At 68.5% G+C, this 11,905-nt stretch carries 9 protein-coding genes; 4 read left to right on the top strand and 5 right to left on the bottom strand.

Annotated features, from left to right (window positions below; genetic code table 11):
• Positions 1-9: 9 nt before the first annotated feature.
• Both efeU and EJO71_RS04950 read right to left on the bottom strand, forming a co-directional pair.
• The gene (efeU, locus tag EJO71_RS04945; RefSeq protein ID WP_125947865.1) at positions 10-846 is read right to left on the bottom strand and encodes an iron uptake transporter permease EfeU; all 837 of its coding nucleotides are present in this window, start codon (positions 844-846) and stop codon (positions 10-12) included.
• A 164-nt stretch (positions 847-1,010) separates the two neighbouring features.
• The gene (locus EJO71_RS04950) at positions 1,011-1,472 is read right to left on the bottom strand and encodes a metallophosphoesterase family protein (protein ID WP_125947864.1); all 462 of its coding nucleotides are present in this window, start codon (positions 1,470-1,472) and stop codon (positions 1,011-1,013) included.
• Between the two features lie 76 nt (positions 1,473-1,548).
• On the opposite strand from EJO71_RS04950, the gene EJO71_RS04955 reads away from it, so the two are divergent.
• From EJO71_RS04955 to EJO71_RS04965, 3 genes are all read left to right on the top strand, one after another.
• Positions 1,549-3,033, top strand: coding sequence for a C13 family peptidase (locus EJO71_RS04955; RefSeq protein ID WP_240651295.1), 1,485 nt, complete (start codon positions 1,549-1,551; stop codon positions 3,031-3,033).
• Positions 3,034-3,095: 62 nt separating this feature from the next.
• Positions 3,096-4,046, top strand: coding sequence for a glycerophosphodiester phosphodiesterase family protein (locus tag EJO71_RS04960; protein ID WP_125947863.1), 951 nt, complete (start codon positions 3,096-3,098; stop codon positions 4,044-4,046).
• Between the two features lie 151 nt (positions 4,047-4,197).
• On the top strand, positions 4,198-5,283 hold the full coding sequence (locus EJO71_RS04965) for a DUF535 family protein (RefSeq protein ID WP_125947862.1): 1,086 nt from the start codon (positions 4,198-4,200) through the stop codon (positions 5,281-5,283).
• Positions 5,284-5,307: 24 nt separating this feature from the next.
• Here the strand turns inward: EJO71_RS04965 and EJO71_RS04970 are convergent, their stop codons facing one another.
• Together EJO71_RS04970 and EJO71_RS04975 are read right to left on the bottom strand one after the other, a co-directional pair.
• A complete protein-coding gene (locus EJO71_RS04970) occupies positions 5,308-8,175 on the bottom strand; it encodes an aconitate hydratase (protein WP_125947861.1) in 2,868 nt (955 codons plus the stop codon).
• A 159-nt stretch (positions 8,176-8,334) separates the two neighbouring features.
• Positions 8,335-8,748, bottom strand: coding sequence for a hypothetical protein (locus EJO71_RS04975; RefSeq protein ID WP_125947860.1), 414 nt, complete (start codon positions 8,746-8,748; stop codon positions 8,335-8,337).
• A 134-nt stretch (positions 8,749-8,882) separates the two neighbouring features.
• Between EJO71_RS04975 and EJO71_RS04980 the strand changes: the two genes are divergently transcribed.
• Complete coding sequence (locus EJO71_RS04980; RefSeq protein ID WP_125947859.1) at positions 8,883-9,734, top strand: helix-turn-helix transcriptional regulator; 852 nt, start codon at positions 8,883-8,885, stop codon at positions 9,732-9,734.
• On the opposite strand, the gene EJO71_RS04985 is transcribed toward EJO71_RS04980, so the two are convergent.
• Positions 9,634-11,898 carry an acyl-CoA dehydrogenase gene (locus tag EJO71_RS04985; RefSeq protein ID WP_125947858.1) on the bottom strand — a complete coding sequence of 755 codons (2,265 nt, stop codon included), beginning with the start codon at positions 11,896-11,898 and terminating at the stop codon, positions 9,634-9,636. The genes EJO71_RS04980 and EJO71_RS04985 overlap by 101 nt on opposite strands.
• Between the last annotated feature and the right edge of the window lie 7 nt (positions 11,899-11,905).

Below are 11,905 nucleotides of genomic sequence, written 5' to 3' on the forward strand. Positions count from 1 at the left end.
GGAAAGGTTTCAGCGGGCCACAGCCGCGCGTGGCGCCGCGGCAGGAGCCGAGCGCAGGAAGAAGAACATGGCGACGGCCAGGAAGGCCAGGTAGACGATGACCTCGCCCACCACGGGCGCGGCCTGGTAGCCCAGCAGGCCCGAGAGCACGGCCCCCAGGGGGCTGTCCATCGGCAGCGTGGTGCTCATGTCGAACACCACCGTCTGCAGGTGGTTCCACACGCCGCCTTCGTGCAGCTTGCGCAGCACGCCGGCCAGCAGGCCCGCGGCCACCAGGAGGATGAAGAGGCCGGTGAAGCGGAAGAAGCGGCGCAGGTCGAGCCGCACGCCGCCCGAATAGAGGCCCCAGCCGACCACCACCGACACCGCGATGCCGGCCAGCGCGCCCACTGGCGCTTCCCAGCCGCTGCTCTGCTGGAACACGGCCAGCAGGAAGAACACCGACTCCAGCCCCTCGCGCGCCACGGCGAGGAACACCATGCCGATCAGCGCCCAGCCCTGGCCGTCCGCGCCCTTGTGCAGCGCCTTGTCGATGGACGCCTGCAGCTCGCCCTTGATGGAGCGCGCGGCCTTGCGCATCCAGAACACCATCGAGGTCAGCATGACCACCGCGATCAAACCGACCACGCCCTCGAACAGCTCCTGCTCCTTCTGCGGGAACTCGGCCGCCAGCAGTTGCAGGCCGGCGCCCGCGAACAGCGACAGCGCCGTGGCCAGCAGCACGCCGACCCACACGGCGGGCATCAGCGCGCCGCGTCCGCTCTGCTTGAGGTAGCTGGCGACGATGCCGACGATCAGCGCGGCTTCGATGCCTTCGCGCAGCATGATGAGAAAGGGGATGAGCATCGGCTTCGGAAGAAAAGGCTGTTGAGCCCCCGGAGCCGGCATGGGTCGACGCTTGCGTTGCCTTTGCTTTGCGCTCCACGGAGGAGCGGGCAAGCTTACCCCATCAAATAAGAGCCATTCTCATTTAATGGTATTTCTAACCAAATGGTAATGATTGCGCCCGCTCAAACGGGCAGCTCGACGATGCGCGCGCTGGCCGCACCGCCGTCGATCCGAAGTTCGGCCACGGCAATGGGCAGCTTGAAGCGGCGCGGCCCCGCGCTGCCCGGATTGACGTAGAGCACGCCCTCGCGCTCCTCGATCTTCGGCTTGTGCGAATGGCCCGAGACGACCACGCGCACGCCGGCCGCGCTCGGATCGATGTCGAGCTGCGCCAGATCGTGAATCGCATAGAGGTGCACGTCGCCGAACTTCACGAGTTCGGTTTCCGCGATCGCATCGGCCCAGGGCTCGCGGTCGTTGTTGCCCCGCACGACCGTCAGCGGCGCGATGGCCGCAAGCGCTTCGAGGATGCCCGCGTTGCCGATGTCGCCGCCGTGGACGATGAAGTCGCTGCCCTTCAGGGCTGCGACCGCCTCGGGCCGCAGCAGCCCGTGGGTGTCGGAGATGAGGCCGATGCGGAGCATGGGAAGAAGAAGAAAGTTATGCAGGCAAACCCGGGGCGGCGACAAGGCCGGCACGAAAAGCCCGGCCGGCAAGGGCATGATCGACGGCATGCCCGAGGACATCATCGCACCGCAGCAGCCTCCCGAGAACGCCGGGGAAGCATCCGCTCCACCGCCGTCGCAACCGACACCGGAGGCCGCGCCGCGCGCGAGCCTTTGGCGCTGGATGGCCGGCGGCCTGCGCGCCGCGTTCCTGCAAGACCCGCGCGTCGATGCACGGCCCGCGCCCTGGCAGCTGCTGCTGCTCGTGCTGCTGCCCGAGCTCGCATGGACCGGATTGGCGCGGCTCGAGATCGACGGCCCCGCCACGCTCTACGCGACCGTCGGCCTCAACACGCTCTGGGTGCTGGCCGTGCTCGCGTGGCTGGGCTGGTTCACGCTGTCCGGGCGGGCACGCGGCGGCGGACTGGCGCGCTGGTTCGCGCTGGCCACCTGGGCGATGTTCCCGGCCAACCTGCTGCTCTGCCTGCTGGCCCTCGGCTATGCGCGCGGCTGGCTGCCTTCGGTGCTCGCGAACTCGCGCGGCTATTGGGTCGTCTTCGGCCTCGGATGCGCGTGGTTGATCGTGGCGCTGGTGCGCCTCACCGCTCGCGATGCCGCCGCGCGCTGGCGGCTAGCGCTCTTCGCGCCCGCATTCATGGCGCTGCTGGCGCTGACCTTCGTGCAATCGCTCTACACGCAGGAGCGCATGTGGCAGCCCGATAACAGCGCGTCGGCCGAGCCCGAGCGCCCGCGCATGCAATTGACGCAGGAGCTCTTCGAGGAGCAGCAGGCAGTGTGGGAACGCACTGTCGAGGCCCTTCCCGCCAGCAGGCCCGGGCAGACCAACGTCTACGGCCTGGTGTTCGCGCCCTACGCATCGGAAGACGTGTTCCTGCGCGAAAGCAACATGGTCACCCAGGTGCTGGAGGAGCGCTTCGACGCAAAGGGCCGAGTGATCCACCTGATGAACCACGCGACCACCGCCGAGACGCTGCCCTGGGCCACCCCGCTCAACCTCCGCCGCGCCATTGCCGCGCTGGCCTCGCGCATGGACCGCGAAAACGACGTGCTGGTGGTCTACCTCACCTCGCATGGCGCGCGCGACCACCGGCTGGCCGCCGCGCACTGGCCGCTCACGGTGCCCTGGCTCACGCCGGAGGAACTGCGCGAGGAACTCGACGGGGCGGGCATCCGTCACCGGGTGGTGGCGGTCTCGGCCTGCTACTCGGGCGGCTGGATCGAGCCGCTGGCCGGCGACGACACGCTGGTGATGACCGCTGCCGACGCCACGCACACCTCGTACGGATGCGGCCGGCTGTCCGAGCTGACCTTCTTCGGCCGCGCGATGTTCGACGAAGAACTGCGCAAGACCCGCTCATTCGAGACCGCCTTCGCAGCGGCCGTACCGGTCATCAAGCAGCGCGAGATCGACGGCGGCAAGGAAGACGGCTTCTCGAATCCGCAGATCAGCGTCGGCGAAAAGATCCGCCCTGTGCTCGACCGCCTCGCGCAGCGGCTCGATGCCGCCGGCAAGCAGTAGAGACGACCGACGGGCAGGAAACGACGGCCTTGCGGAGCGAAGCGCGCACTCCCGGAGAACGCATGCGTCGCGTCGCCACGACCGCGTTGGCGTTTCTGCTCCTGCCCGCCTGCGGCGCCCTGCCGGTAACGCGACCCGTGTTGCCCATCGTCGTGGCGCACCGGGCCGGAACTGCCGATGCACCGGAGAACACGCTCGACGCCATCCGCAAGGCCGTCGCCCACGGAGCCGACGCGATGTGGCTGTCCGTGCAGCTCAGCAAGGACGCGGTGCCGATGCTTTACCGCCCGGCCGACCTCTCGGCGCTGACCGACGCGTCCGGACCGCTCGCTGGCCGCACCGCCGCCGAGCTGGCCCGGGTCAACGCAGGCTGGCACTTCAGGAGCGCCGACGGTGGATTTCCCTACCGCGATCGCCCCGTGCCCATCCCGACGCTGCGCGAAGCCTTGCGCGCGCTGCCGCCCGGCATGCCCGTGATGCTGGACATGAAGGCACTGCCCGCCGGGCCGCTGGCCGACGCGGTCGCCAAGGTGCTGGCCGAGGAGAACGCGTGGTCGCGCACGCTGATCTACTCGACCGACGCAGCCTTCGCGCAAGTCTTTTCGGCGCACGCGCAGGCCCGCCTCTTCGAGTCGCGCGACGCCACGCGCGGCAGGCTGGCCTCGGCCCTGCTCAACGAGGGATGCGTGAACCCGCCGGCCAGCCCGGCTTGGGCCGCATTCGAGCTGCATCGCAAGTTCACCGTGATCGAGAGCTTCACGCTCGGCGAAGGCGCGTCGAGCGTCGACGCGACGCTCTGGACGCCCGCAACCGTGGCCTGCTTCCGCTCGAAGGCGCCTGTGAAGATCCTGGCCATCGCGGTCGACGACGCGCGGGACTACCGCGCGGCCGCCTGCCTCGGCATCGACGCCGTGCTCACTGATTCGCCCCTGCGGATGGCTGCGATCAGGTCGGCAATGAGCAACCGTCCGCTGGACTGCCCCACGCCCGGCAGCGACGCGAGCCGAAGGTAGCGCCCGGACGGCATCCGTCGCGCGGCGCCCTTCCGCGCTCCCTTTCCGCCCGACGCGCGGAGTGCACGCCATGGTCAGCCAGGAGTCAGCTCTGCTGCTTTACAAATACTTTACTTAAATTTACCAACCATTTACTTTTCATCCATCCGGCGTGCGCGCGACCAGTTCCTCTTTCCATGCCGGCGGTCCGTTCGGACCGCTTTTCCAGCCACGCACTTACCGCGACGCGACAACGATCCGGCGCATTCGCCATGTGACGGCGCTCGCGGCTTCCGCCATCGGGCAGCTCGGCCGGGCCGATCCCCGACGGCGCAACCGCATCGCCATGAAGCTGGGCTTCTTCGCGCTGTGCCATCCGATCGCTACCGCCCGATGGCTCGGGTACGTTCATTCGGCGCTGAAGCCGCTGGCGACCATTCATCCGCGGCTGCTCGACAAGCCTTGCCGCCCCTACCTCGACGGCAGCTGGTCACCCTCGCAGCGGGTGGACGCGCTAATCGCGCATTACCGATGGGCGGCGCACACGCTGAAGCCGGTCGCACTGTCATCCCTGTATGAGAGCGGCGGCGCATGCCTGGGAGACGTTCCGCTGCGCGTTGCCGGCTGCAATGCCAGCTTGTGGCTCTCGGCATCGCGCGAACAGGTGCGGGAAGGCGAGTTCTCGCTGACGCTGCGCACCGGCACCGCCGAAGCACCAGGCCATGACGCAGCAGCCTCCTGCGCACCGGTCGCGACGCTGAGTTTCGCGGTCCTGCCCGACGCTTCGGGCGAGCCCTGCCTGAGCATCGGATGCGTGCAGGCGGCGCCCGCGACGACGCTCGCGGACATCAAGGCCCTGACGAAGAGCATGAACGGCCTTCGCCCCAAGTCGCTGCTGATCTGGGCTGCGCAGACCTGCGCGCAGGCGTGGCAGGTGCAGCTTCGCGGCATAGCGCCGGCCGCCCATCCGCTGGCTCACTGGCGCTACCGGTGGAGCCCCGTCAAGCGCAAGGGAGCGCAGCACATCCGCGAAAGCTACGACGCGCTGTGGCAGGACAGCGGCGCGACCCCGGCATCCGACGATGAAGCATCGTCATGGGTGCGCCTGCCCGCCGAGACCCGCGCCAAGGGCCGGGACGACGTGCCGACGGGAAAACGGGCTCTCTACGAACGCCGCGGCCTCATGCTGCAGCAGCTTCGCGAAGCCGTGCAGGGCTCGCTGGCATCGATGGGAACGGGGCCGGGGCCCCATCCCTGATCAGCGGCCAGGCCCCTTTTCTTCTCAACCGGCCAGCAGCTGCCGCAGCACGAACGGCAGGATGCCGCCGTGCTTGTAGTAGTCGACCTCGATCGGCGTGTCGATGCGCAGACGCACCGTCACCTCCTGGTGCGATCCGTCGGCGCGGTGCACCACCAGCTTCACGTCCATCTGCGGCTTCAGCTCGCTGCCGATCACCACGTCGATCTGCTCTTCGCCCGTGAGGCCCAGCGTCTGCCATGAATCGGCGCCGCGGAACTGCAGCGGCAGCACGCCCATGCCGACCAGATTGGCGCGGTGGATGCGCTCGAAGCTGCGCGCCACCACGGCCTTGATGCCCAGCAGCTGCGTGCCCTTGGCGGCCCAGTCGCGCGACGAGCCGGTGCCGTACTCTTCGCCACCGAACACCACGGTCGGCACGCCCTGCTCCATGTACTTCACGGCAGCGTCGTAGATGAACATCTTCTGGTTGCCGGGCTGGAACAGCGTGACGCCGCCCTCTTCCTGCGTGCCGTTGGCATCCGGCGGAATCATCAGGTTCTTGATGCGCACGTTGGCGAAGGTGCCGCGCACCATCACGTCGTGGTTGCCGCGGCGCGAGCCGTAGCTGTTGAAGTCGGCCTTGGCCACGCCGTGCGCCTTGAGCCAGACGCCCGCAGGCGAGCTTTCCTTGATGGAGCCTGCAGGCGAGATGTGGTCGGTGGTGATCGAGTCGCCGAACAGCGCCATGATGCGCGCGCCCTTGATGCCCGCGTCCGACGCGTGCGGCTTCATCTTGAAGCCCTCGAAGAACGGCGGCTCGGCGATGTAGGTCGACTTCGGCCAGTCGTACACCTGCCCCTTGGTGCCCTTGATGCTGCTCCAGAACTTGCCTGGGTCTGTCTTGACCTTGTCGTAGTTGGCGCGGAACGACTTGGCGTTCATCGCGTAGCGCAGGTTCTGGTCGATCTCCTTCGGCGTCGGCCAGATGTCGCCGAGGTACACGTCCTTGCCCTTCTTGCCCTTGCCCACCGGCTCGGTCATCAGGTCGGTCATCACGTTGCCGGCGATGGCGAAGGCCACCACCAGCGGCGGCGAGGCCAGGAAGTTGGCCTTCAGGTTCGGGTGGATGCGCGCCTCGAAGTTGCGGTTGCCCGAGAGCACGGCCGCGCCGATCAGGTCGTTCTTCGTGATCGCCTCGTTGATCTCGGGCGTGAGGTCGCCGGCGTTGCCGATGCAGGTGGTGCAGCCGTAGCCCGCAAGGTAGAAGCCGAGCTTCTCGAGGTAAGGCAGCAGGCCGGCCTTCTCGAGGTATTCGGTGACGATGCGCGAGCCAGGGGCCAGCGAGGTCTTGACGTGCGGCTTGACCGTGAGGCCGGCTTCCACCGCCTTCTTTGCCAGCAGGCCGGCGGCCAGCATCACGCTCGGGTTCGAGGTGTTCGTGCACGAGGTGATGGCCGCGATCAGCACGTCGCCGTTGCCGATGCTGACCTCGCCCTTGGGCGCCGAAGGCGCGGTGGCGCTCACGTGAGCGGCCGCGTTGGTCGAGCGGTTGGCCACCATCTCGACCACGTCGAGCGGCGCGCCCGCGGGCGGCGGTGCGGCGTCCTTGTCGCCGTTCTTGCCGGCGGCAACGAGCGGATAGCGCAGCTTGAGCTTGTCGGCCGGCTGGTTGAAGCCGTTGGCGTCGTTGGGCTTGCTGTAGAGCTCCGAGAACTTGGTGGAAAGATCGCCGAGGTTGATGCGGTCCTGCGGGCGCTTCGGGCCGGCCAGGCTGGGCGACACGGTGCCGAGGTCGAGCCTGACGATCTTCGTGTAGTCGATGTCGCCGGGGTTGGGCATGCCGAACAGGCCCTGCGCCTTGTAGTAGGCCTCGAAGCGCTCGACCTCTTCCTTGGTGCGGCCCGTGCCCTTGAAGTACTCGATCGTCATCGCGTCGACCGGGAAGAAGCCCATGGTCGCGCCGTATTCGGGCGCCATGTTGCCGATGGTCGCGCGGTCGGGCACGGCGATGGACGCGGCACCGGGGCCGAAGAATTCGACGAACTTGCCCACCACCTTCTCGGCGCGCAGGATCGACGTGACATACAGCACCAGGTCGGTCGCCGTGACGCCTTGGCGCAGCTGGCCAGTGAGCTCGAAGCCCACCACGTCGGGCGTGAGCATGTAGACCGGCTGGCCCAGCATGGCCGCCTCGGCCTCGATGCCGCCGACGCCCCAGCCGACCACGCCGACACCATTGATCATGGTGGTGTGGCTGTCGGTGCCGACCAGCGAATCGGGGTAGTAGGTGGGCTTGTCGGCCTTGTCGTTCGGGCTCTTGTAGACGCCGCGCGCGAAGTATTCGAGGTTGACCTGGTGCACGATGCCGAAGCCCGGCGGCACCACGCCGAAGGTGTCGAAGGCCTGCATTCCCCACTTCATGAACTGGTAGCGCTCGTTGTTGCGCTGGAATTCCAGCTTCATGTTCAGGTCGAGCGCCTTGGGCGTGCCGTAGTAGTCGACCATCACCGAGTGGTCGACCACGAGGTCGACGGGCACCAGCGGCTCGATGGTCTTGGGCGACTTGCCCAGCTTGGCGGCCACGCTGCGCATGGCGGCCAGGTCGGCCAGAAGCGGCACGCCGGTGAAGTCCTGCAGCACCACGCGGGTGACGACGAAGGGAATTTCGTCGACGCGCTCGGCGTTCGGTGCCCAGTTGGCCACCTCTTCGACGTGCTTGGCTGAGACTTTCTGCCCGTCGCAATTGCGCAGCACCGATTCGAGAACGATGCGGATGGAGACGGGAAGGCGATCGATGGAGGGATATTGCTTGGCCAGCTCCTTCAGGGACCAGTATTTGCCGGACTTGCCCGACGGGGTCTTGAAGGTCTTGAGGGTGGACGCAAAGGCATGCGCCGGGGCTTTGGCCATGGAGAGACTCCTGTTTGTTCGTGGAAGCCTCTCAAGGATAGCGGGGATCAATGTCAACAGGCGTAGTCGGTCTTCCCTGTCGTCGTCTTGTCGCGCCACGTTCCTCATGGCGAAAAATGCCGGGGACAAAGGCGTCGCCGGCATTCCTCGCAAACCCCGTCAGGCAAGGGCCATGTTCGAACCACCGCGGGTGCGGCGCAGCCCGGTCCATTGCAGCTCGGCCAGCACGATCACGCACACGGCCTGCGCCAGCACCCAGGCCACGCCCACTGCGGTGACCGGGAACATGCCGCTGACCAGCAGCGCGACGCAGGCCACCGCCCAGCCGAAGTTGCCGACGACGACGAGCCCGATCAGCGCGCGCGGCGGAGTGCTGCGGCTGGCCATGAAGGCGGCGAGGGCTGCGTAAGCCAAAAGGAACACACCGGTGCCCATGAGCAGCGGCGCCGGCAGCCCGGTCAGGCGAGCCAACGCGTCGGTGAACGCCACCTGCAGCGCGCCGGTCGCTGCGCAGGAGGCGGCGTCGGCCCACATCACGTTGGGCAGGAAGCGGGGGGATGCGAAGACGGACATGGAATCTCTCCTTGGGTGGTTACGCCGCAAGCCAGTCCTGCTGCGTTGGGGTCGATGATTCCGGCTGGCGTGCATCGGGTCGATGACCTGGGAGGTCATGGCGGCGCGCCGCCGCCACGCCAGAATGCAGGCCCATGAACACCACCCGCTCCCATCCGACCAAGGCCAGCCAGCCCGGCGCGCGCGATCCCTTCGGCGCGCATCTGCGGCACTGGCGCACCCACCGCCGACTGAGCCAGCTCGACCTGGCACAGGAGGCCGAGGTCTCGACCCGCCACCTGAGCTACGTCGAGACCGGCCGCGCCGCGCCCAGCCGCGAGATGGTGCTGCGCCTGGCCGAGCGGCTCGAGGTGCCGCTGCGCGAGCGCAATGCGCTGCTGGTGGCCGCCGGCTTCGCGCCGATGTACCGGCAGCGCTCGCTCGACGACCCGGCGATGGCCTCCGCGCGCCGCGCCATCGACCTGGTGCTGAAAGGCCACGAACCCTTTCCGGCGCTGGCCGTGGACCGCCACTGGAACCTGGTGGCGCACAACGCGCTGGTTCCGCTGCTGATGGAAGGCGCCTCGCCCGAGCTGCTGAAGCCGCCGATCAACGTGCTGCGCCTGAGCCTGCATCCGGAAGGCGTGGCGCCGCGCATCGCCAATCTCGCGCAGTGGCGCACCCATCTGCTCGAAAGGCTGCAGCAGCAGATCGCCGCCACCGGCGACACAGTGCTGCAGGCGCTGCACGACGAGCTCGAGGCCTACCCCGCTCCCGCAGTGAGCCACGACGCGCCTGTCATCGACACGGCGCTGTCGGCGGTGGCCGTGCCTTTCCAGGTGGTCATGCCCAGCGGCATGCTGAGCTTCATCAGCACCACCACGATCTTCGGCACGCCGGTGGACGTCACGCTGCAGGAACTCGCGGTGGAGTCGTTCTTTCCGGCGGACGAGCAGACGGCGGCTGCGCTGGCTGCCCTGGTGGCGCAACAGCAGCAGGCGGGCTGAGGTCGGCCCGGCCGCCGGCATCGCGCGGCGGGCCTTCGAAGTCGTCCACCTGGATGACCTTGTCGGCCGCCTTCAGGTAGGCCAGCGCCAGCTCGGGGTCGGGCGCCGAGCGGGCCGCCTCTTCGAGCGAGTTCGTGCGGCGCAGCACCTTGTTGAGCGCGGCGGTGGTGTCACCAAGCTGCGCGCCCAGTTCCATCGCATGCATCAGGTCGCGCAGGCCGCCCGCGGCGGGCTCGCTCAGGTCGGGCACGAGGCGTTCGACGATGCGCCGGTCCTTGCGCAGCAGATCGGCCAGTTCGAGCAGCTGCACGTCGCGCAGCGGCGCCAGGTGCGCGGTGCGGCGCAGCACCAGCGCACCGATCACGCGCCGCCCGGCGGTCGGCAGGTTGGCATAGAGGTCACGCAGGATGCTGCCGGCCTCGTCGATCTGCAGGCGGATCGCCGCCCGGGCGAAAGGCAGCATTTCGGGCGCCGCGTCGACACGGTAGCGCCACACGCACGCACTGGCCAGATAGAGATGCGCGAGCACGTCGCCGAGCCGCGCCGACAGCAGCTCCATGCGCTTGAGCTTGCCGCCGAGCAGGCCCATCGCAAGGTCGGCCGTGAGCGCGTATTTGGCGCTCATGCGCGCGATGAGCCGCGCTTCGTGCATCAGGTCGTCGGGCGGCGAACCGAGCACCGGCGCGCCGAACAGGCTGCGCCACAGGTTCACCGCCACATGCCTGCCGTGCGCCATCAGCGCCTTGCCCAGCGCCTCTTCGTCCCCGGCCTGCACGGCAGCCATTTCGTCGAGCACATGCGGATGGCATCGCACCGCGCCCTGCCCGAACACGATCAGCGCGCGCGTAAGGATGTTCGCGCCCTCCACCGTGATCGCGATCGGTGCCTGCCGGTAGGCCACGCCGAGCAGATTCGACGGCCCCGAAATGATCCCCTTGCCGCCGAGGATGTCCATGCCGCGGTTCACCGCGCGCCGCCCCGCCTCGGTCAGCTGCACCTTGAGGATCGCGCTGGCCACGCTGGGCCGCTCGCCCCTGTCGAGCGCGGCAGCCGTGAAGCGCCGCGCGGCATCCGTCGCATAGAGCTCGGCCGACATCTGCCCCACCAGCCCCGCGACCGCATGGAACTTGCCGACCGGCATGCCGAACTGCTCGCGGATCTGGCCGTAGCCGTTGCTCACGTAGAGCGCGGTCTGCTGCATCGCCGAGCCCAGCGCCGGCAGCGAGATCGCGCGGCCCGCGGCCAGGCACTCCATCAACATGCGCCAGCCCTGGCCGACCTGCTGTTCGCCGCCGATGATCCAGTCCATGGGCACGAACACCTGTCGGCCGCGGATCGGGCCGTTCATGAAGGCGCTGTCCATGGGATGGTGGCGGCGGCCGATCTCCATGCCCGCCTGCGGCACGGGAATCAGCGCGCAGGTGATGCCGAGCTCTTGCCCGCCCTCCGGCTTTCTTTCGTCGATGGCGTGGAAGGCGAGCCCGACGACGGTGGCAACGGGTGCGAGCGTGATGTACCGCTTGTCGAAATCGACGAGAAATCCGCGCGTCATGCGCCCACCGATCTCGCGTTCGACCAGCACGCCGCGGTCGGGGATCGATGCCGCATCCGAGCCCGCATACGGCGAGGTCAGGCCGAAGCACGGCAGCTCGCGGCCGTCGGCCAGACGCGGCAGGTAGTGGGCCTTCTGCACATCGGTGCCGTAGCGCAGCAGCAGTTCGGCCGGGCCGAGCGAATTCGGCACCATCACCGTGACGGCGGTCGCCACATTGACAGTCGCGATGCGCGCCACCACCGTGGCGTGCGCATGATGGCCGAAGCCGAGACCGCCGAACTCCTCGGGAATGATCATTCCGAAGAAGCGCCTCTCGCGCAGGTAGCGCCACACCTCGGGCGGCAGGTCGTGGGCCTGGTCGATCGCGTGGTCGTCGAGCATGCGGCACAGCTCGCGCACCTCGTTGTCGAGAAAGCGCTGCTCGCGTTCGGTGAGCCGGTTCGGGCCCATGGCGGCAAGCGCATCGAAGTCCGGGCGGCCCGCGAAGAGCCGTCCTTCGAAGCCGACGGTGCCGGCCTCGAGCGCGGCGCGTTCGGTGTCGCCCAGCGGCGGCAGCGCCTTCGAGAAAGGCTGCATGGCCCATCGGCCGATCAGTGAAGCCAGAGGCATGGTGCGT

Origin of the sequence: Variovorax sp. 679 (assembly GCF_003952185.1) — a bacterium.
Classification (GTDB): domain Bacteria; phylum Pseudomonadota; class Gammaproteobacteria; order Burkholderiales; family Burkholderiaceae_C; genus Variovorax.